Annotated in this window: 20 protein-coding genes and 1 tRNA gene; 12 read left to right on the forward strand and 9 right to left on the reverse strand. The window is 58.4% G+C overall.

Annotated features, from left to right (window positions below; genetic code table 11):
- Nucleotides 1-192: 192 nt before the first annotated feature.
- Nucleotides 193-855 (reverse strand): DUF3386 domain-containing protein, encoded by a 663-nt coding sequence (locus ACVW0C_RS12940; protein ID WP_457385783.1) that lies wholly within the window; start codon nt 853-855, stop codon nt 193-195.
- 326 nt (nt 856-1,181) lie between these two features.
- Here ACVW0C_RS12940 and mutL point away from each other — a divergent pair, with 326 nt between their 5' ends.
- Both mutL and ACVW0C_RS12950 read left to right on the forward strand, forming a co-directional pair.
- The gene (mutL, locus tag ACVW0C_RS12945) at nt 1,182-2,930 is read left to right on the forward strand and encodes a DNA mismatch repair endonuclease MutL (protein ID WP_457385784.1); all 1,749 of its coding nucleotides are present in this window, start codon (nt 1,182-1,184) and stop codon (nt 2,928-2,930) included.
- Between the two features lie 36 nt (nt 2,931-2,966).
- Nucleotides 2,967-3,818 (forward strand): vitamin K epoxide reductase family protein, encoded by an 852-nt coding sequence (locus ACVW0C_RS12950; RefSeq protein WP_457385785.1) that lies wholly within the window; start codon nt 2,967-2,969, stop codon nt 3,816-3,818.
- Here ACVW0C_RS12950 and ACVW0C_RS12955 read toward each other — a convergent pair.
- The 5 genes from ACVW0C_RS12955 to ACVW0C_RS12975 all read right to left on the reverse strand — a co-directional run bounded on the left by ACVW0C_RS12955 (nt 3,794) and on the right by ACVW0C_RS12975 (nt 8,812).
- A complete protein-coding gene (locus ACVW0C_RS12955; RefSeq protein WP_457385787.1) occupies nt 3,794-4,876 on the reverse strand; it encodes a diguanylate cyclase in 1,083 nt (360 codons plus the stop codon). The two genes, ACVW0C_RS12950 and ACVW0C_RS12955, sit on opposite strands and share 25 nt — an antisense overlap.
- Before the next feature lie 52 nt (nt 4,877-4,928).
- Nucleotides 4,929-5,816 (reverse strand): photosystem I biogenesis protein BtpA, encoded by an 888-nt coding sequence (btpA, locus tag ACVW0C_RS12960; RefSeq protein ID WP_457385802.1) that lies wholly within the window; start codon nt 5,814-5,816, stop codon nt 4,929-4,931.
- A gap of 31 nt (nt 5,817-5,847) precedes the next feature.
- The gene (locus ACVW0C_RS12965) at nt 5,848-6,993 is read right to left on the reverse strand and encodes a quinone-dependent dihydroorotate dehydrogenase (RefSeq protein WP_457385788.1); all 1,146 of its coding nucleotides are present in this window, start codon (nt 6,991-6,993) and stop codon (nt 5,848-5,850) included.
- Between the two features lie 122 nt (nt 6,994-7,115).
- Nucleotides 7,116-8,429: an O-antigen ligase family protein gene (locus ACVW0C_RS12970; protein WP_457385790.1), complete on the reverse strand. Its 1,314-nt coding sequence runs from the start codon at nt 8,427-8,429 to the stop codon at nt 7,116-7,118.
- A complete protein-coding gene (locus ACVW0C_RS12975) occupies nt 8,429-8,812 on the reverse strand; it encodes a 2Fe-2S iron-sulfur cluster-binding protein (protein ID WP_011433852.1) in 384 nt (127 codons plus the stop codon). Before ACVW0C_RS12975 ends, ACVW0C_RS12970 begins: the two co-directional genes overlap by 1 nt.
- Nucleotides 8,813-9,009: 197 nt before the next feature.
- On the opposite strand from ACVW0C_RS12975, the gene ACVW0C_RS12980 reads away from it, so the two are divergent.
- Nucleotides 9,010-9,453, forward strand: coding sequence for a phosphomannose isomerase type II C-terminal cupin domain (locus ACVW0C_RS12980; protein ID WP_414398411.1), 444 nt, complete (start codon nt 9,010-9,012; stop codon nt 9,451-9,453).
- Between the two features lie 51 nt (nt 9,454-9,504).
- Here ACVW0C_RS12980 and ACVW0C_RS12985 read toward each other — a convergent pair whose 3' ends face one another.
- Both ACVW0C_RS12985 and ACVW0C_RS12990 read right to left on the reverse strand, forming a co-directional pair.
- Complete coding sequence (locus ACVW0C_RS12985; RefSeq protein WP_457385803.1) at nt 9,505-11,889, reverse strand: M48 family metalloprotease; 2,385 nt, start codon at nt 11,887-11,889, stop codon at nt 9,505-9,507.
- 505 nt (nt 11,890-12,394) lie between these two features.
- Nucleotides 12,395-12,841, reverse strand: coding sequence for a Fur family transcriptional regulator (locus ACVW0C_RS12990; RefSeq protein ID WP_011433855.1), 447 nt, complete (start codon nt 12,839-12,841; stop codon nt 12,395-12,397).
- Nucleotides 12,842-13,227: 386 nt separating this feature from the next.
- Between ACVW0C_RS12990 and ACVW0C_RS12995 the strand changes: the two genes are divergently transcribed.
- Both ACVW0C_RS12995 and ACVW0C_RS13000 read left to right on the forward strand, forming a co-directional pair.
- A complete protein-coding gene (locus ACVW0C_RS12995; protein ID WP_457385792.1) occupies nt 13,228-13,608 on the forward strand; it encodes a hypothetical protein in 381 nt (126 codons plus the stop codon).
- A 51-nt stretch (nt 13,609-13,659) separates the two neighbouring features.
- Nucleotides 13,660-15,012, forward strand: a complete 1,353-nt coding sequence (locus ACVW0C_RS13000; RefSeq protein WP_457385793.1) for a D-alanyl-D-alanine carboxypeptidase — start codon at nt 13,660-13,662, stop codon at nt 15,010-15,012.
- 154 nt (nt 15,013-15,166) lie between these two features.
- Here ACVW0C_RS13000 and ACVW0C_RS13005 read toward each other — a convergent pair.
- A tRNA-Ile gene (locus tag ACVW0C_RS13005) sits at nt 15,167-15,239 on the reverse strand.
- 98 nt (nt 15,240-15,337) lie between these two features.
- Here ACVW0C_RS13005 and ACVW0C_RS13010 point away from each other — a divergent pair.
- The 7 genes from ACVW0C_RS13010 (at nt 15,338) to ACVW0C_RS13040 (ending at nt 20,761) form a co-directional block, all read left to right on the forward strand.
- Entirely contained in the window at nt 15,338-15,877 is a 540-nt protein-coding gene (locus ACVW0C_RS13010; RefSeq protein WP_457385794.1) for a TMEM165/GDT1 family protein, read from the forward strand.
- A 57-nt stretch (nt 15,878-15,934) separates the two neighbouring features.
- Complete coding sequence (locus ACVW0C_RS13015) at nt 15,935-16,270, forward strand: TMEM165/GDT1 family protein (protein ID WP_011433859.1); 336 nt, start codon at nt 15,935-15,937, stop codon at nt 16,268-16,270.
- A gap of 100 nt (nt 16,271-16,370) precedes the next feature.
- Nucleotides 16,371-16,520, forward strand: coding sequence for a hypothetical protein (locus tag ACVW0C_RS13020; RefSeq protein ID WP_011433860.1), 150 nt, complete (start codon nt 16,371-16,373; stop codon nt 16,518-16,520).
- Between the two features lie 366 nt (nt 16,521-16,886).
- Nucleotides 16,887-17,648, forward strand: a complete 762-nt coding sequence (gene pyrH / locus ACVW0C_RS13025) for a UMP kinase (RefSeq protein ID WP_011433861.1) — start codon at nt 16,887-16,889, stop codon at nt 17,646-17,648.
- A gap of 387 nt (nt 17,649-18,035) precedes the next feature.
- Nucleotides 18,036-19,178: an endolytic transglycosylase MltG gene (gene mltG, locus ACVW0C_RS13030; RefSeq protein ID WP_457385796.1), complete on the forward strand. Its 1,143-nt coding sequence runs from the start codon at nt 18,036-18,038 to the stop codon at nt 19,176-19,178.
- A gap of 11 nt (nt 19,179-19,189) precedes the next feature.
- Nucleotides 19,190-19,663, forward strand: a complete 474-nt coding sequence (locus ACVW0C_RS13035) for a YqeG family HAD IIIA-type phosphatase (RefSeq protein ID WP_457385798.1) — start codon at nt 19,190-19,192, stop codon at nt 19,661-19,663.
- 450 nt (nt 19,664-20,113) lie between these two features.
- Nucleotides 20,114-20,761: a thermonuclease family protein gene (locus ACVW0C_RS13040; RefSeq protein WP_457385800.1), complete on the forward strand. Its 648-nt coding sequence runs from the start codon at nt 20,114-20,116 to the stop codon at nt 20,759-20,761.
- The last annotated feature ends 173 nt before the right edge of the window (nt 20,762-20,934 follow it).

The raw sequence follows: 20,934 nt of genomic DNA on the forward strand, positions 1-20,934 counted from the left end.
GTGAAGACTTCTTTACTACTGATCAATCCATCCTCCTTCCGAAGTTGGTTTGCTAAGTGCTGCTATTGTACCCCTTGAGCCCTTAACAGGCTGTACCCTGTGGCCATCTGTTTTGAGCTTGGCTGTGAGCACCTCATCACCTTCTATAATGAGAGATGCCCACAGCCGCAAAGAAAAACTTATTTTTCTCAGCTATTCGAAAAATCGAATATTAGAGAAGAGGAAAAGTTGAGGGGATGAACTTTTTTGGCCATCCTGCTCTTCCCAAATTCTTCTCTCAACCAGAATCCAATACCGAACTATTTTTTGATAACGATCTTCGTAGATCATCTTTGCTTGAGTTTTTTCTCCAGTTCCTGGGCTACAATACTCAGCAGTGTAGTGAGTGGGTAGGTAGCCCTCACCTGTATCGTAAAACTCTTGAACTGAGACTGTAATTGTCCGATTGGCAAGATGGCGATGTACCATTTGAATGTGCTTGCCCTGAACCCAGTACCTATCGGTAGAAGATAAGCCCGAAACAAGAACTTCAGTGATGTCTGAATTTTGTGGCTCTCCATAGGCAAAGGTGTGGCCACCGTGTTCCTCGTCGAAGGAATGACGAACGCGATGCACCATGACTTCCCACATCTGTTCCCGTATTTTCTGGCGGATCTCCTCGTCCTCGACGCCGGCAACATCGATCTTCATGTTGCGGTCAATACTCACAACTCCTGAGAAGGAGAGGCTGCTGTCACCTTCTTTGGGAAAGTAGGTTATCTCAGCTCGGTAGCCAGGAAAGTCTTTGTCCCAGGTGTAGCGATTCTCAAAAGCCTCCTTGAATAGCTCTCGGGCCGGAGCTTGCTGTGCTGCCATGATCTCCTCCTTAATGAGAAATTTTACTATTTAAATCCTAGTAGAGGCTGATGGCTGGCCTTGGGATTTTAAGGTTTCCTTATGACTGGCCACCCGCTCAGCTCTCTTGTTCTCGAAGTTTCTCGAAGTTCTTGGCGGTTACCGATGGGCAGGAAGGCGGAACCTCAATCCTTCACTTGGCCTGAGGGGAGCCTTGAAGTTAATGAAAACCATTGGCAAGGCGCTGTCCACTGGCAACAGAGGGAGAGAGCTAAGCTAAAGCTCGGCGCTGTTGGCCTTTTGGCGACAAGCTGGCAGGAAGAGAGTCTGCTTTCTCAACTCACTCCATGTCCAAAATCCAACCCCTGAACCCAGAGCGGATCGCCCAGATGGCCGCGGGAGAGGTGATCGACTCGCTGGGGGCTGCTCTGCGAGAATTGCTGGAAAATGCCCTCGATGCTCAGGCCACCCGCATTCAGGTGGAGATCTGGCCCAGCCGCTGGCAGGTGCGGGTGGCCGATAACGGCCAAGGGATCCCCGCTTCGGAGCTGGAGCAGGTGGCCCGTCGCCACACCACCAGCAAGTTGGACGGTTGCAGCCTGGGGTTTCGGGGCGAAGCCTTGCACAGCCTGGCCCGGCTGGGATCCCTGACCATTCAGACCCGCCACGCTGACGATGCCCACGGCTGGCTGGCCACCTACGACCGCCAAGGGGAGCTGGCCCACCAGCAGCCGGCAGCCACTGCCTTGGGAACGGTGGTGACGGTGGCGGATTTGTTTGCCGATTGGCCCTTGCGCCGCTGCTCCCTGCCCCAGACTCGCCCGCTCTTGACCCTGGTGCAGAATGCAGCCCTAGCCCATCCCTGGGTCAGTTGGCAGGTGCATCAGGAGGGGCAATTGCTGCTCAGCCTCTGGCCGGGAAAGTCTCTGCAAGATCTGCTGCTGCAGGTGTTGCCGCAGGTGGATCCCTCAGATCTGCGCTATCGGCGGATCCAGGATGGGGACAGCGATTGGGAAGTGGTGCTGGGCCTACCGGATCGCTTGCATCGCCCTCACCCCGATTGGATCCGCGTGGCCGTCAACGGCCGGTTTGTGCAGATGCCCGACTGGCAACGGCTAATCCAGTCGGTTTTTCACCACGCATTGCCCCGCCACCGCCATCCGCTGGTGGTTGTTCACCTGCGCCTGCCCCCAGAGCAGGTGGATTGGAACCGTCATCCTGCCAAAAGCGAGCTCTACCTGGAGAATCTGACGGCCCGCCAGGAGCAGTTGCGCCAACACCTGCACTCCCTTCTGCAATTGGGATCCGGGCAAGCCAGCCGCCGCTCTGTGCATCTGATCCGGGCCAGCGAGGCCAAGGTGGTCTATCGAGTCTCGCCCGATCTCCAGAGCCGTTTTCCTCCCTCTGACCGCCCAACTTCTCTCCTGCCCCCCCTCAAGGCGCTGGCCCAACTGCATCGGACCTACATCTTGGCAGAGCACCCCCAGGGGTTATGGCTGGTGGAGCAACACCTGGCCCACGAGCGAGTTCGCTATGAGTACATCCAGCAGCATTGGCAACTGGTGGCACCGGCGACGCCCGTAACGCTGCAAGGACTATCGCCCCAAGCCCTGGAGCGGTTGGAGCAGTTGGGGCTGGAGCCGGAACCCTTCGGCCCCAATACCCATCTCATTCGACGCCTCCCTTTGGCTTTGGAGTCGGAAGATCCAGAAGAGGTGCAGGGATCCCTGCTAGAGCTCAGCCGTTGTCAAGATGTGCAAGCAGCCCAGGTGGCGGTGGCCTGTCGAGGGGCCTTGCGCAATGGGATCCCGCTGACCTTGGAGCAGATGCAAAAGCTGTTGGAAGCTTGGCAGCGCACCGCCAATCCCCACACTTGCCCTCATGGTCGCCCGGTCTACCTGGCCCTGGCAGAAAAAGATCTGGCCCGTTACTTCCGCCGCCGTTGGGGCCTCTGCGACCGGCCTATCTCCGACTCCAAACTGGGATCCCTGGGGGAGCTGGATCCGCTGGGAGATAGGTTTGCCGCCCAGGTGCGGCGCTCAAGCGGCTCTTCTGCGTCGGAGCCCACGGACGAGGCCAGCTCCACCCCACTATAATCGGGGGTGTCCAACTGCTGAAACCCCTGAAACGCCATGGCTTCTTATCTCAAACTCAAAGCCCAAGAAGAGACCTGGCTGCAGCGCCATTCCCGTCTGATCTTGGCGATCCTGGCCGGCCTGGGATCCCTGTTGACGGCCTATCTCACCTACACCAAGCTGACGGAGCAGCCCGCTGCCTTCTGCACGGGGGATGGGGGGTGTGACCTGGTGCTCTCCAGCCGTTGGGCAGAGTTTTTGGGGATCCCGACCGCGGCTGTTGGCCTGCTGGGGTTTCTGGGAGTCTTGGCGCTGGCGGTGCTGCCGGATGGGCTCCCACTGGTGAAGCGGTGGCGCTGGCCGGCCCTGTTTGGCTTGGTTTCCGCCATGACCGCCTTTGAGATGTACATGCTTTACCTGATGGTGGCGGTGCTGCGGCAATTCTGCATGTATTGCACCACCGCGATCATCTTGGTGGCGGGGCTGGGGCTGGTGACCGTGCTGGGCCACCGCTGGTTGGATGGGGGCAAGCTGGCCTTCAGCTACATTCTGGTGGCCTTTCTCACATTGGTGACCACGATTGGGGTGTACGCCAACCAAGTTCCCCCGCCTAGCCCCCTGGCGGTAGGGTTAGCAGCCCACCTGCGGCAGATCGGCGGCACTATGTACGGGGCCTATTGGTGCCCCCATTGTCAAGACCAAAAGGAGCTGTTCGGATCGGCTTTCGACCAAGTGCCCTACGTGGAGTGCTCCCCCAACGGCCCCGGCACTCCCCAAGCTCAAGAATGCACAGAAGCGGGGATCACCAGCTATCCCACCTGGATCATCAATGGCCGCACCTACACAGGCGTTCGCTCTCTGGAAGCCTTGGCGGTGGCCTCTGGCTATCCGCTGGAAGAGGGCAGATAAACCCCTGGAGTCGGGATGAGGATGTGAACTCGGTTGCGCCCTGCCTGCTTGGCCTGGTAGAGCGCGCTATCCGCCTGCTGCAAGGCGGTTTCCGGTTCTGGGCAGTAGTCTTCGCTGAGCACGATCCCACCAATGCTGAGGGTAACCGGCAGGCTGCGCTTGGGGGAGATGTCAATGGGCCGTTTGGCGATAGCCTGCCGCAGAGACTCTGCGTAGCGACCACAGCGAGAGGGGCTAAGTCCGGGCGTAAGGCAAACAAATTCTTCTCCACCATAGCGGTAGAGCAGGCTGGAGGGCCGCAGTTGATTTTGCAGCCGCCCGACGATGGCCTGCAGCACACAGTCGCCGATGTAGTGGCCGTGGCTGTCGTTGATTTGCTTAAAGTGATCTACATCCATCATCAGCAGGCAGAGATAGCGGTAGCGAGCTTCCCCGCGGGCTCCCACCTGCTTGAGCAAATGGGGCAGCGCCTGATCCAGAGCTCGCCGGTTCAACGCCCCGGTCAAGGGATCCGTCAAAGACAAAGACTCCAACAACTCATTGCGGGCTCGCAATTGCCGGTTGGCCTGGGCCAAAGCTTGGGTGAGCCGCTGGAGACGTAACCCTGCCCGCACCCGCGCCCGCAGCTCCTCGGGATCGACCGGCTTGGTGATGAATTCATCCGCCCCCGCATCCAGCCCCTCTACCCGAGCCTCAACTTCAGAACGGGACGTGAGCAAAATGAAATAGACAAACTGCCCTGCGGCGGATCCCTTGAGACGGCGACAGAACTCTACCCCCGACATCTCAGGCATGACCCAATCGCAGATCACCATGTCGGGCCACTCGCTCTCTTCCAAGCTTTGCAAGGAATCCCAAGCTGCTCGGCCGCTTTCCCAGCTTTCCACGTAGTACTGGGAGCCTGTGAGAACATTGATAATGTAGCAACGAACCACTGGGTCATCATCGACAACCCAAATGCGGGGGGTGCGAGCCGGAACAGAGCTCCAAAAGGTTTCTTCTGCTGAACCAGAAGGGTGGTACGCAGAATCCAAGCCCTCCAGATCAAGGGATGGCATAGCTAAAGAGGAATCGCCCATTGTAGTCGGATCCCAATCCTAGCGCCAACGGCTAGTTGGAACCAGAGCCGGGAGCGGCCAGACAAGCATGGTTGGAGGCCCGCTCACGGAGCGCAAGGTGCAGTGCTTCCACAAACTGCCGCACCCGAATCGGGTCGATCATGGGAAAGGGATCCGAATAGCCTGCCGGCATGCCTGCGGAACGGGAAGACCGCTTCAGAGAACTGGCCACAATTACTCCATCTGCCCGCCGGATCAGGCTGCCGATGTTTTCAGCAGTAGCCCCCGAGCCGATGAGCAGCGGCACCTGAGGAGCAACTTTGCGGGCCAGCTCCAGCTCCTCCAGAAGGGGTGGCTTGCCGGTGGCCCAGCCGGAAAGGATGATGGCATCGGCCAGGCCACGTTCCACCGTGTCGGTGATGGCCGCATCCAGACTGATGGGACCTAGGGGTTGGGCGTGTTTCACCAGCACATCGGCGAAAATCTTGATGTTAGCCCCCAGCTCCCGGCGATAGCGCAGCAGGCGGTGGGCATTCCCCTCAATGATGCCTTGGTCGGTCACCATCGCCCCGCAGAGCACATTCACCCGGATAAACTGCGCTCCCACACAGGCAGCAATCGCCAGAGCACTGTAGCCATCGTTGCGCAAGACGTTGATCCCGACCGGCAGCGAGACCAGGGTTTTCAGCCGCTGGACGATGACGGTCATGGCGCTGACCACCGCTGCGTCCACCCGATCCTTGGCAAAGGGGGCATCGTAAAAGTTCTCGACGAGGATCCCATCTACTCCCCCTGCAGCCAGGGCGGTAGCCGCCTGTTCTGCCTGAGCGATCACCCACTCCAAGTCCCCCCCCCAGCGGGGCGAGGTAGGCAGCGGCAACAAGTGAACCACCCCGATAACCGGATGGGGGGTTTTGAAGAGGTGTTGCAGCAGGTTCACCGGCAAGCTTCCTCAGGGATCCCTAACGATCTTACGCCTGGATCTGACCCACAGGGGTATTCTCTGGGGGAAGTGTAACATCAGGGCTGGGGGGAGAAGAGCGGGCTAGGCCTCGGAGCAATTGCGGCACCATACCCGGCCCTTCGTAAACCCAGCCGGTGTAGACCTGCAGCAGGCTGGCTCCCGCTTCCAGTTTCTCCAAGGCGTCGGCCAAGGTGAAGATGCCCCCCACTCCGATGATGGGCAATTTTCCTTGGGTGGAGCGGTGGATGTAGCGGATGACTTGGGTGGAACGCTCCCGCAAGGGGGCACCGCTGATCCCGCCGGCTTCTGCAAGGATTGGCCTAGACTCCGCTGGTGCGAAGGGGATCCCGCGGCCAGGCAGGAAACGGGTTTTCAGGTTATCGCGGCGCAGGGTGGTGTTGGTGGCCACGATCCCGGCCAGTTGATGGTCTTGGGCCAGCTCCAGGATGCTGTCGATGTCGGGCCAGTCCAGATCGGGGGCGATCTTCACCAGGAGGGGTTTTCGCTTCTGATTTTCCTGCTGTAAGGCAGATAGGATGGGCTCCAGTTGCTCAGCAGCTTGCAGGGATCGCAGCCCCGGCGTGTTGGGGGAGCTGACGTTGACCACAAAGTAGTCCCCCAGATCCTGGAGCAGCCGGAAGCTGGCCAGGTAATCGGCAGCCGCTTCTTCTAGGGGGGTGATTTTGGCTTTGCCCAGGTTAATTCCAATGGGGATGGGACGTTGGTGTAGCCGACGCAACCGTTCGGCCAGAGCCGCCGCCCCTTGATTGTTAAAGCCCATGCGGTTGAGGGCAGCGCGATCTTGGGGCAGTTGAAACAGGCGAGGTTTGGGGTTGCCCGGTTGGGGCTGAGGAGTGACGGTGCCCACCTCTACAAAACCAAACCCCAGGCTGGGCCAGACGCCCAGAGCCAGGCCATCTTTGTCGAAGCCCGCAGCCAACCCAAGGGGATTGGGAAAGGTAAGGCCCCACAGCGACACCGATAGCCGGGGATCCCGGTAGCAAAACAGTCGCTCCAGAGCCGATAGGATCCCGGTGGCCTGGGTGGCATCGATCCAATGCAAGGCGCGCAGCAGGCCCATCTTGACCGCTTCCGGGTCGGCTCTCAGCCCAGAAAAAAGCAGAGGCCACAACACATCTCGGTACAGGTTCACCGCAAAGACCCTCTACAGGTAAACTGCCCCTTGGCTGTAGCTTGCTTCCGCGTCGCAAAAATCGGTGAGCAACTGATGGACTCCGGGCTCACTGCCAGCTAAGGGATATCCCATTGCAGCACTCAACGGTAACCTCTCTGGGCTTGCTCTTTGCCGGAGATGGAGTCCCTTTGCCGCTCAAGGCTGGCTCCCCAAACTGCCCCCAAGAGTAAGGTTACCAGCAGGTGAATGCGGCCATCCAACATCACCACGTCCAAAAGCCCTGAGGCAAAAAATGCCGTCAAGGCCAGCAGCATCCCCAACAGGACGCTTTCTTGCGAGCGCCGCCAAGCTTGCCATCCCCGCGCCAAAATCCAGCCCCACAGGATCAGATGGCCCAGCAACAGCGGGATCCCACCCTCAGCCGCCAGGTGCAGGTACAAATTGTGGCAATGGCCCAGCAGCTCCGGCGGCTCCTGAGCATTATAAAGGGCGGCAAAGCTCTGCCAGCCCCAGCCCGTCAAAGGCCGCTCTCGCGCCATCTGCAGGGCAAAGTGCCAGGCATCCAGACGGTTAGCGGTGGAACTAAAATGGAGCGCCTGGGGATCGAAGGTGTCTGCCAGACGGCTCCAAATCAATCGAGGCACAACAGCCCGCCAGCCCGGCCAATCCCAAGCAGCGGCCAAACCGGCCAATCCCAGACCGACCAAGATCCCGATCCCCCACCAACAGCGCCGCAGGGCCAGCCCCATCATCAGCGCCAGCCCCCCCGCTCCCCAGCCGTTGCGAGAGGCTGTCAGCAGCAACAAGAGGGATCCCAGCCCCAGCACAGCTCCCAGCCCTACTGCCTGTGGCCAGTCTCTATCGGCTCGATCCAGCCACAGCCCTGCCGCCAAACACAGGTGGATCACCAGGTAGATGGCCAGGATATTGGGGGAAGTAAAAGCTGCCGCCGGTCGCTCTCCCCCGGCAACCCCCGTGATCCAAACCGGCCCCCAGAAGAAGTGCCCCTGCCATCCCCACAGCACTTCTCCCCAACCCAAAAGCAGCATCAGCCCGCTGCCCAACACCAACATCTGGGCCAAACGCCGACGGCCTACAGGATGGAACTCCGTCCCGCTACCGCGAGAGGCCAGCGCATCGGCAAAGGCCGGCAGCATCAATAAAAAAGGCCAGTAGTTGAACATCCCCGGCAGGCTCAGTCGCCAATCCTCCCCCCAAAAGGCCACTCCCACCGCAGCCAGGCTCAGGAGAGCCGCCAGTCCAAATAGAGGATCCCGCAGGATCCGGCCACCGCAGCGGGTATAACCCTGAATCGTTCCCACCAAAGCCAACAGCAAGCTGGGGGCCAGATTCACCGGGATCAGCGCCGCTGCCGCCAGCAGCCAGCCCCTCGGCTGAGAGGGCAAGGGATCCGGCGACAGTTGTTGAGACGAAACCGGTGCCGAAGAAGACATCACTCATCCTCGATGGGGATCCCTGGCCTGACCTGCCCCTGGCCGAAGTAGCGCCCAAATTGCAGCTCGTACACCTCATCTTCATCTTGGGTTTCTACCCAGAGCTCCGAGCGGGCATAGCCCACGCACAACAGCCCATACCCCTGCTCCTTCAACTCCCGCGAAATGCCCATGGCTTCCGGCTGGTACAGGGATCCCCGCCGTACCCGCACCGCACAGGTGGTACAGGCGCCGTTGCGACAGGCAAAGGGCAGTTGGATCCCTTGGGCCTCGGCGCTGGCCAAAATGTATTGATCCGCCGGCACCTGGATCAGATAGTGGGTGTCCCGTTGGCGGTCATGGATGTGAACCGGGTAAGAAGGGACAGAAGAGGAAGAACGCATGGGGAAGTGGCCTTTTTGCAGAGCAGAAATCTTTTTCATGATTCCACAGGATTTTAACCACTACCCCACCAAACCTGAACCGGCTGGGGATCCCCAGGAGCTGAAGCCGATCTGTTGGTGGTTATAAAGATAAACAAACAGACTCCGAGTTGATGATTGGGATAAGCTACAGGTAGGCCTCCCAAGGAGAGCATCCCATGCTAGAAACCCCCAATGCCAATTTGGCCTCACTGGAAAAACCATCGTCTTCCCTCTCTGCCGAAACCCTCAACAAGCTGATCGAGAGCAATGCTGAAAGTCGGCCTTGGGGCAGCTTTACAGTGCTGGAAGAGGGCCCTGGCTACAAAATCAAGCGGATCGTGGTTTTGCCCAAGCATCGCCTTAGCCTGCAGTTGCACTACCATCGCAGCGAACACTGGATCGTCGTTGCCGGCACCGCCAAGGTCACCTGCGGAGACGAAGAAAAGCTCATCACGGCCAACCAATCCACCTATGTGCCCCCTTGCACCAAGCATCGTCTGGAAAACCCCGGCGTCATCCCTCTGGTGATTATTGAGGTGCAAAACGGCCAGTACTTGGGCGAAGACGACATTGTCCGCTTCAGCGACGACTACGCCCGGGTTAACGGTGGGCAAAAGTAGCCAATCTCAAATGGCCTAGGCAAGCTTTTGGCTACTGAGGATCGGGATCCTCTAGAACAGCAGCATTGCCAGCAGGGCAACCACCAACAACAGCACAGCCCAGACAGCTTGCCAGAAGGGATGGTAGCTGGTGAGTAGTTGGCCATGGCGGGTTTGGAAGCGGGCCAGATCCAGGTAAGGGGCCACCCCCCGTCGGAACCACCCCACTGCGGATCCCTCTTGGCCGATTACCCCCCCTGCCTGGCGCGCTCCAAACAGGAAGTTGCCCAGCGGCCCAAAGCGGGAAGCATAGCGCAGGAAGATCATGCCGGTCTTATCCTGGAACTTGAGATCGGAGCCAAAGCGATAGCCCGGATCCCCTCGCCCAATCACCCGCCCTTCCAACTGCATTGGCAGCCCACGCAGAGGGCTGGCGTAGGGATTGCTCATCGCCTTCAGCACGGTCAACGCCGGCGGGTTTTCCAGACTGGGGTACATCACCGTCATCTTCAGCAGCAGGCCCAAGCCCACCCCCATCAGGGTCAGCCCGGCAAACATTTCATAGAAGCCCACCTGCAAGGCCGGGATCCCGAGCAGTGCCCCCACAATCGCCCCCAGCCACTCGGCGTTCAACAGCAGCACATCCAGCAGAAAGTTCCCGTAGAGCTGTTGCCGGTTGAGCTGCTTGCCCTGGGCAACCACGCTGGCCATATCGAACTCCACCGGCAGATCCAGTTGCTCCGCATAGGTGCCCAGCGCCCGTACCCGTTTGCCCGTGAGGGGATGGGTGGAGTTCAGCTCCATCCACCAGGCCCAAGGGTTAAACAGATCCCACAAAAATACCCTGCCCACCTGGCCGGGATCCGAGGCAACCCGGTAGGCCGTCCCCGCCGTAACAGCCGCCTTGGCATCGTAGATCCCCAAAGCCCGCGTTCCTTCCAGCAGGCGAGCACTGCGCTGTCGGGTTTCCTCATCCCGCTCCCGCTCTCCCTCTTGCACAATGCCGTAGGCAATTTTCACCAAAGCCCGCGAGAGCCCATTGGGGTTGCCGGTGGTTTCGGCAGCAAAGTGGTCGGCAAAGTACTCCCGCACCCGCGACAGATACAGCAACAAGTAGGAGCCGGCCACATAGAAAAAGTAGGCGACCAAGGCCAGGGAGCGGAGGCTGCCCCTTTTGCCGTTGTCGCGCGCATCCCGCATGTAGACGTAAAGAAGGTAGAGAATCTGCACCAACGTGGAAGCCAGGGTCATGACGGCGAAATCCCAGTGGATCACATGCCCCAGCTCGTGGGCATAGACCGTAGCCACCTCTTCATCTTCCAAGTAGGTGAACAACCCTTCGCTGACGACGATGCGGGCCGTATCCGGCAGGCTGCCGTAGGTAAAAGCAGTGGGGTTTTGGTCGCGGATCAGCCCCAGCTTCGGCTGCTTCAGCTTGTACTGGCGGCAAACCCGTTGAATCACCTCTGCACTCTCTGGGCTGCGACGCCCAATTTCCGCCAAGCTTACCCACTCGGTGCCATAGAGGCTGTGCTGGATCCAGTCCATCAGCCAAGGGGACAAAAAGAAGATCAGGGCATTGAAGGCGAGGGTGAGCAGAATGGCGAAGATGAAAGAGCCCAGAGAGAATCCCCCCTCTAAGCTGCCCAAGACGGTCAGGAAAAGCACAAACACCATACCGAACATCAGGCTCAGGGTCACACCTGAGGCCGCCGTCAGGTTGCCGGCAAAGCTGGCCAACATTAGCGAAACCCCCACCTGAGGGGCGCGGTAGCTGCGCTTGGTTTGTCCGGTTTTGAGACCTGAGGTGGCGGGATCCAATTCCGCTAGGGTGCGGCTGGGGTTGAAGCAATAGCGGCTCAGCCAAACGCTCAATAGACGCAGCTCGTGAGGATTCAGGCTTTTCAGAGGCTCCAGCCACAAGGCCGCTTCCACCGATAACATCACCGTCGAGACGGTGCTGGGATTGCGAAACAAGGTGGGCAAGAGGGGCAGAACCTCCTGTTTTTGCCCAGAAGTGAGGCTGTGAAAACCCAAAACCGCCTGGCGGAGCAAACCAGGCGGCTGAGGAAGGTCGGCGGTAAGCAACTGGCGATTGCTGACAAAGCAGTAGCGGCTTAGATCCAGACTCTCTGAGAACTCCATCCCGGGATCCCATCTGGTCGTTGTCGGCTCCGGATCCAGCCTCACCTGAGTTTTCCAATCGGCAGCCTGCTGGCCCATGGGGCGGCTGTAGAGGGCCAACCGTTTGACTTGGGGGTAACGAGTGGGAATCGCCTTCTGGAACCAGGCCGTCAACTCCTCATAGTTGAGAGCAAGGCCGGCAGGGCGGTTGATCATAATGACGAGGGCATAAGCCTTGGGACTCTCCTGGAGCGGTTGGGCTTTGGCCTGTAATCTAAGGTGGGGATTGGCCAGCGCCTGCTCCAGCCACTGCACCACTTCCTGTTCGTTCATGGCCCTGATACATTTACGCTGAACACTGCTGAACATCACTGTTCAACTATGCAGCGATAGCATTCTGTTTGTTTCCATTCGCGTTAGCGGGACGGAGTCCAAACAGAATGGCGGTATCCCGCAAAGCTTTGAGTAGAATACCCAAAGCGCAGTTTCCGTGTCGTCTTACTACCAATTTTCTGCTTTGCTTTGGCTACCATGTTGGCAGACTCGAAAGTAAACAGAAAGATCAACTGGTAGTAATCCGTACTGAACATATTATACATTATTTTCAGTATAGTTGAGCTTATTATTGACTAGAGTCATGCTCTCCCGGATCTAGTGGGGCGAAGAAGATCAACTATTCATCAACCATTCAACTGTTGCCTCGGTTGCCGACTGCCGATTGGCCTCACGGGAGCTATTCTGGCATTTCCTCCCGTTGACGGGATCCCCATCCTCCTACCAGCCCAGTACAGTTCCCCTTCTGGGAAAGCATGAGAACCTGAGCTTTGGGAATTTTTGGCTACAAAATCGAGCGCTGCCCTTCTGGGCTGATACCAATAATGGTGAGCTGGCAATCCAACACTTTGAAACCGTACTTTTCTGCCACCTTCTGGGTGATGTTAAGAATGGCGTTGTTTTTGAACTCGATCACCTTGTTGGTCTTGACGCACACCAGATGGTGGTGGTGGTGGGGGGCCGGCTGGTTGATCTCGTAATGTTTGTGCCCTTCGGTCAGTTCCAGTTCTCGCAAAATGCCCATGCGGGACATCAGCTTGACGGTGCGGTAAATGGTGGAAAGGCTAATGTTGTGGCCTTCTTCCCGCAACTTTTTGTGCAACTCCTCCGCGCTCAGATGCGTGCCCTCAGGCAAGTTTTGAAACGTTTGCAGGATGATCTCCCGCTGCCGAGTGGCTCGCCAGCCTTTGGCATTGAGCTCTGCCTTGAACGCCTCTTCGGTGTAGACCATGATGCCGCCCCTCCGCTGTTGGGCAACGTCGCCGTAACAGTCAATAAGTCCTGTAATTGATAATAACTTCATTTATGACGACACCACCCGACTTGGTTGCTGAAGACTGGTTGCTGAAGACATTGTTCAGGCTCAATGGACAGGCTCAATAGAACAGGCTCAATAGAACAGGGACGCAACTGAGGCGCATGGGCTGCCGGGAGAGCCTCGGGAAGGGTGCGGGAAACCCAATCCCTCATCCATCCGGGATGAGCTAGCCTACAGAGCAGAGCCATGTGGCGGACTGTTTCTGGTGTTCGGGCGCGCCTAGGCTAACATACTCAAGAAAAGGCCCGCGGCATCCTGACAGCGTTGGCAAGCGTAGTGATCGGGGAAGGAAAACGAAAATGCGGTTTGAGCAGCCCAAAACCTATTCCATTTCTCTGGGTGGCTGGGGGTTCTGGCTGGGATCCCTGGCGTTGGCAGCTTTGCTGACCAGTGTCGGGCTGGGGTGGCTGGTCACTGGATTGGTGGCCCTGTTGCTGCTTTTGCTGTCCTTGCCGGTATTGGTGCTCCTGGCCTTTCGCTGGTGGGCGCGCCGCTGGATCACGACGGATCGCTGCCCGGTGTGTGGGTCGGAATCGCAAGCCATTGAGGGCAGCCGTTTCTTTTGCCCCAATTGTGGAGAGCCGCTGTTTGTTGCAGACGGACGTTTTTATCGGCAAACGCCCCCCGGCACCATCGATGTAGAGCCTGTGGAAGAGGGTGGCTGGGAATTGACGAGCTGATGCCCCCTCGGTTGCCGGGATGTTTAGAGGGTGTTTTCCGTGAAAAGTGCTATGCCTGCGGCACCCCATGGTGCTACACAACACTGTTGCTCCGCAACGCTGACGCCACGGCACGAACGACATCTGTGGGGCTGGCCCGGTAGGCGGCTGGTTTCCAGCTGGGTTGGGCTGCTCTCGGCGGCCACTCTGTTGCTGAGTTTGTCTCCCACTTCTCAGGCGACGGAGCAGGGATCCCTGCAACCTCAGGTGGAAACCTATCTGGCTCAGTTGGCCGGTCGGGGGTTTTCGCCCACAGCTCAGGGGGTTTGGCTGCAGATGGAGGATCCTTCGCCTCAGCGGGACAGAATCCTTGTTTTGGGACAGCATCAGGGATCCACACCCTTGCCGGCAGCTTCTTTGACCAAGGTGGCAACGACCCTGGCCGCTTTGCAGCACTTTGGCCCACAACATCGCTTTGTAACCCCTTGGCTGACCACCGGCTCGCCAACAGCCGACGGGGTGCTGCAGGGGGATCTCTGGGTGGTGGGGGGGGAGGATCCCTTGTTCGTCTGGGAGGAAGCCTTCTCCGTCGGCAACCTGCTCAATGCCTATGGGATCCGCCAGGTGCGCGGGGATCTGGTGGTGGTGGGCCGCTTTTACATGAACTTTTCCCGGGATGTGGCGCAATCGGGATCCCTGTTGCGGCAGGGGCTGGATGCGCGGCGCTGGCCGCCAGAGGCGGAGGCCCAATTTTCAACCCTGCCCCCCGGCACACCCAGACCGCAGGTGGAGATCTTGGGTTCGGTGCGGGTTGCCCAGCAGATCCCGCCTGCCGCCCAGGTTTTGCTCAGACATGAATCGCCCCCCCTCATTCACCTGGTCAAGCTGATGAACCTCTACAGCAACAACTCCATGGCCGAGATGTTGGCCGATGCAGTGGGGGGTGCTGACCAAGTGGCCCAAATCGCCCGGGCCATCGCCGGGATCCCGGCAGAAGAGCTGCAACTGATCAACGGCTCCGGGTTGGGGGTGGAAAACCGCATTTCGCCGCGGGCCAATGTAGCTATGCTTCAAGCCATCCAGTCTCTTCTGGAGGAGCAGGGGCTCTCTCTTGCCGATGCTTTTGCCGTCGTCGGCCAAGATGTGGGAGTGTTGGAGCGGCGTCTGTTGCCAGGGATCCTAATTGCCAAGTCGGGCACCTTGAGGAGCGTCAGCACCTTGGCGGGTGTATTGCCAACCGAGCAGGGGGACATCTGGTTTGCCCTGATGAATGGCGGATCCGATCTGGTCGGCTTTCGCACCCAGCAGGGACAATTCCTCAGCCAGCTCCAGTCCCAATGGGGATCCCCTGCCACCTTGCCTGAGCGTTGGATCCCTCGCTCTGGGGATACGGGATCCCGCACGGAGCTGAACCCGCGTCTTTGAAACTGTGCCCAACCGGTTCTTTCTCAGCCCAGAGTGACCTCGGTCGCGTTAGCGGAACGCAGTCCTATGTCCGCCCTCCCAGTTTGGGAATTGAGATCGACTTGGCCCGCTGTCAACAGCCCTCAACCCAGAAACCTCGTCCAGCAATTCCCGATGGGGCGTACAGGGATCGAACCTGTGTAAGGCAAATTATGAGTTTGCTGCCTAAACCGCTCGGCCAACGCCCCTGATTCTTTTACTCTAGCGTTTACTCTAGCGCCCTTGTCTCCTCCAGAAGCGGCTGAAAACAGGATAAGCTGCATGTCGGTGGTTAGGGTCTGACGCCATGGCTGCGCCGCGTTCTTGGCAGGGGCAAATGGCCCTGGGCTTGGGGCTGATTGTTTTGTCCTCGGCTCTCTGTTTCGGTTTCTTGGCCGTTGGGCAGCACTATCTCTACGGGGATGGATCCGCTGTGGATTTCAAGCCCGCCGGGGAGAGTTTGGCCTTGTCTTCCGCCCCCGAGATTGGACTTCCGACGACACCGCCCCTCCCTAACCCCCCCTCTTCCGACAGCAATCTTCCTGAGGGATCCCCGCTGCAGCTCTGGCTTGTTACTTTTTTAACCGTGTTTGTGGCGGAAATGGGCGATAAAACCCAGTTGGCAACCTTGCTCATGAGTGCCCAATCCCAATCTCCTTGGGCGATCTTTTTCGGTTCCGCCGGTGCCTTGGTGACCGCCAGTTTTTTCAGCGTGGTGCTGGGAGAAGGTCTGGGCCAAGTCATTCCCCCGGGCTGGCTACAATGGTTGGCGGGTGCAGGGTTCCTGGTGATCGGGGGCTATGTATTATGGCAGGAGTGGCGGGGGAACAAGCTCCCAGAGGGCTAGCCTCCCTGAGCAGCCGATGCCAACCCGGCAGGACAGAGTGAAGAACAACCGAGGAACGTGTTGATCCAAGACAACGACAGCCGAACCCCGTCTTTTTTGCTGCGGCAAATGGCCGGACGGGCCGCCCTAGTGAGCTTTGGCTCGATTCTGCTGGCCGAAATGGGCGATAAAACCCAATTGGCGACCCTGCTCCTCAGTGCCCGCTCGCAAAACGCTGGGGTAATCTTTTTGGGCGCTGCTGCTGCTTTGATCAGCACCAGCCTAATTGGGGTGTGGGCAGGAGCTTGGGTGGCCCGCCTGATCCCACCTCGCTGGATCAAAACCCTGGCAGGCGTGGGGTTTGTTGTGATGGGCCTAGTCTTGTTGTGGGGATCCCTGCCAATAGCCGGTTGAGCAGAAAGCCCCAGAAAAGTTCCAACCAGGCATGTTACGATGGGGAGCGCCTTATTTCAGCACTCCACCACATACCGGATAACCGGTTAGGAAAACCAGCATGGCCAAAAAACGCAACCTGAAGCGGGAAAAAGCCGAGCGCAACCGCGAATATGCCAAGCAGTTCCAAAAAAGTCGTGCTCGCAATGGCCGCCGCTTCCGTTCTGCCCCCCGCGACAATGAGGCCAGCGCTGGCGAAGAACAGCAGTAAGGTTGTTTTTGTCGAGATGCTGATACATTCACGCTGAACTCTCCTGAACATGGTTCAGGAAAGAAGCGATCGCATCCTGCCTATCTCTGAGCAGGAAGGCGGTATCCCGCAAAGCCCTGAGGAATACCCCCCGAGCGCTTTCCCCCTTCACTTCCCGGCAACCGTTGCGGTGGACTCAAGGATCAGGGGGAAACTTGGTCTACTATATCCCTCTCAATGACTTTTGCCAAACCGCCTAAAGCTCAGTAAATTCAGCAAAGTTCAGGGTTTTGGGGGTTAGAGGCATGCTCTGTCGGTCAATCCTGTGAGCGGAGCTAGTTCAACAAACCTGCTATCGTATGCAGGGGTGGGCCGGAGCGGATAAGCATGAAATATCGACGGATTCTACTGAAGTTGAGTGGTGAAGCCCTGATGGGGGAGCGCCCCTACGGGATCGACCCCGAGGTCTTGAAGTCCATTGCCGGCGAAGTGGCCTCAGTGGTACGGGCCGGTGTGCAGGTGGCGATTGTGGTGGGAGGGGGTAACATCTGGCGCGGGCGCAAAGAGGCGGCTGCCCAAGGGATGGATCAGGCTTCTGCCGACTACGTAGGGATGCTGGCCACCGTCATCAACGCCTTAACCCTGCAGGATGCCATTGAGCGAGCCGGGATCCCCACCCGGGTGCAGACGGCCATCGCCATGCAGGAGGTGGCGGAGCCCTATATTCGTCGCCGCGCCATTCGTCACCTGGAAAAGGGGCGGGTGGTGATTTTTGGGGCAGGATCTGGCAACCCCTTCTTCACCACCGATACCACTGCGGCCTTGCGGGCGGCGGAGATCGATGCCGAGGTGATTTTCAAAGCCACCAAGGTGGACGGAGTTTACGATGCGGATCCCAAGACTCACCCTCAGGCCCGCCGCTACGATGTCCTCAGCTATCAGGATGTGCTGAACCGCGATCTGCGGGTTATGGACAGCACCGCCATCGCCCTCTGCAAGGAAAATCAATTGCCCATCGTGGTCTTTGACCTGACTACCCCTGGCAATATTTATCGAGTGGTGCAGGGAGAACCCATCGGCACTTGGATCGGACAGCGGACGGTCGAGAACAACGGGATCCCCAGCCCAGGAGAGTTGATCCCAAGTTAGGGGGGAAATCGGCCTTGAGAGTCCGGCGACGCCCTAGCCAGGATTGAGTCCGAAGGATAGCCTGGCTCAAGGGTGTGCTCAGGCCGTTTGGAGGGAAAGGCAATGACAGATCAGCTAGAAATTGCAGGAGCCCCGCACTGTACCCGTAGGGTCGGTGTCGGGAGGAATGCTATAAATGCTATAATACTATAAATGCTATAATAATACTGCGGACACCAGAAACGGTTGTTTAAGGCACTGGTAACGGTCGATTGGGGGTGCTGTAAACCACCCCAGAGGCTCGTGGTTGGCTTGCTAACTGCAGGGCTACTAAAAGCCCGCTCCGTACCGCCTAGCGGTTGGTGTCGGGTAGTTTACGTTCAGCATTCGGCCCAAAAGGATCCCGTCTTGCCCAAATGCTCTGCTGCCCAAGGCGCTATACCCAGGTCACCCCATGTTGCTACGCAACGCTTACGCGAACGCTGGGGTCGGCGTCTTTTGCAGAGCTTGATTTTCCTGTTGGTTCTGGTCGGGGGATTGGGCTACTGGCAGTGGCAGACCTGGCTCCAGCCGGTGGGCGGCCCAGAACCGATCCAAGTAACAATCCAGCCGGGCAGCAGCAGCCGTCTGATCGGGCAAAAACTGCGCCAAGCAGGGGTGATTCGCTCAGCTCTGGCTTGGGAGCTGTGGAGCCGCACCTTCGGGCGCGACTGGGTGTTTCAGGCGGGCACCTACGCTTTGGATCCCAACCAGGACATGCTGGCCGTGGCCCAGCAACTGCGGCAGGGAAGGATCCTGCAAAGACGTCTGACCATCCCGGAGGGTTGGCGCATCGAGCAAATGGCAGAGGCTCTGGCCCAGCGCAACTGGCTGGCAGCCGATGCCTTCATTGCCGTGACCCGGGTGATTCCCCCCCTCGATTGGCTGCCCCCCCACTTGAGCTCTCTAGAAGGCTACCTGTTCCCAGACACCTATCTTTTCCCCATTGAACAGGTGGAGGGATCCCTGCCGGATCGGGAAAAGGCCCAGATGGTGGTCGACGCCATGCTGCAGCGATTTGTCGCGGTGGCCCTGCCCCTGTTTCGCCAGCACACCACTTCCCTGTCTCTGCACGAGTGGGTCACCTTGGCCAGCATTGTGGAGCGGGAGGCCGTGGTGCCGGAAGAACGCGCTTTGATTGCAGGTGTCTTTCTGAACCGGCTTAAGAAAGGGATCCCCCTGGGAGCCGATCCGACGCTGGAGTATGCCTTGAATATCCGGCAAACCCCAGATCGCCGCCTCACCCTTGCGGAGGTGCGCACCCCCTCTCCCTACAACACCTACCTCAACCCGGGCTTGCCCCCTGGTCCCATCGCCAGTCCGGGCTTGGCCAGCCTAAAAGCCGTTTTGCAGCCTGAGCAGACCGACTATCTCTACTTCGTGGCCCGCTACGATGGCACCCACGTTTTCAGCAAAACCCTAGCAGAGCACGAGGCAGCCCAATTGCAGATTATTCAAGAGCGCCGGCAAGCTGCCCAGGGATCCCACCATAGTCCTCAACCCAGTCCTTAGCCGAGGAGCGGATGGTACACAAACCTTGGTTCAAGCTCCTGCAACCGGATCTGGTGGTGGCCGGCACTGTCTTAAAGTTGCGGGCAGAAGACCTGTGGGCCTGGCAGGTAAAAGGCATCATCTTTGACGTAGACGGTACACTGGTGCCGAGCCGACAGGTTGAGGTGGATCCCGCTGTGGCTGCTTGGCTGGAGCAGTTGCGTCCGCACTTTCAAATTTGGCTGGTGAGCAACAACCTCAATCGCAGCCGCATCCAACAAATCGGAGAAAGCCTGGATCTGCCTTACATTCACCGGGCCGGGAAACCCTCACGGCGGGCTTTGCGGCGGGCCGTAGCCCAGATGGGCTTGCCGGTAGAAGCAGTGGCTATGGTGGGAGACCGCCTGTTGACGGATATTTTGGCGGGCAATCGACTGGGGTTGGTAACCGTGCTGGTCAACTCCCTCTTGTCCGAAGCAGTCGAAAAGAACCCTGCTACCCTCTAGGGTCTGCGCTTTTGAGAGATTTGAGAGTTGGACAACTGTAATTGTTTCAAACTGAATTGAAAAGGTTTCCAAGCACTCCCCCTTTCCTTCGCAAAGAGAGAAGACCAAAAGACAATCCTGCTGCTCGGAAGGACTTAGTCACTTCAGTTTAGGGTGAGATGCCTGGGCAGCTGAGAAAAGCCCTGTGGCCCCATGCATGTTTCATGCATGTTTTAGGTGTGGGTACAGTGTCCCAGTTTGAATCGAAATGACCAACCACAGGTTGTCAGCGCTGACAACTGCTGACCGGATGGGTAGCACATCTAAAAATCAAGACAAAAATCGAGAGAGATTTTCCAGACCTGACCCATCTGCCCCAATTTTTTGTAGAGTGACGGCAGGTGAGCCGGATCCCGCATTGAGGCCCAGTAGGCGGCGGTGTGAGGGCGGTGTGAGATCCAAAGGTCAAGCATGCGAACCATCCCTATTGTCAAGTCCGCCATGCAACGGCTAAAGTCCATGCTGCAAAAATCCCTGCGTTCTGCTCCGACTTCCCCCCGCTCCAGATCCCTGCTGGCATCCAATGGACGGAGCCTGATCAAGCTGGGCAGCTTTCTGGCCTTGCCTTTGATATTCTCGACATTGCCCGGTTGGGCTTTAACATTGGTGGCGCGTCCAGATCTGCGCGACCTCAAACGTGCAACCGTGGTTCGGGTGGTCAACTACAACACCCTGGTTGTCCAGCTTGAAGGAGACTTGAATTTGCGGCTGGTGCAACTGATTGGGATCGATCCCTTGCCTGACCCGATCAACCCCAACTGGACGGAGTTGCGCGGACAAACCCCTTTGGCAGTTTACAATGCCGGCCAATATTTGCAGACTGCTCTGCTGGGACGTGAGGTGTTTTTGGAGTTGGATCCTGCCCTAGCCCCTGCTCCCACCTTGCCTGCCTACGTTTGGCAAGCCAACACCCTCATCAACCAGGAAATGCTGTTTTTGGGGCATGGCCTGTTGTCGCCACAAACCGATGGCTTGAAGTACGGCCCCATTCTTACTGAAGCTGCCGATGCAGCCAAAAGACAAGGACGCGGCTATTGGACAACCTACGGCCCTCGCTAGAGACCAAGCCAAACCCAGAGCTGGAATTGCCGGCCTGTTTGTTGAGAATAATCTCAACAGCCATCTTCCGCCGGTCGGTGAGAGCATGACTCTAGTCAATAATAAGCTCAACTATACTGAAAATAATGTATAATATGTTCAGTACGGATTACTACCAGTTGATCTTTCTGTTT

The organism is Thermostichus sp. OS-CIW-26 (genome assembly GCF_054058395.1).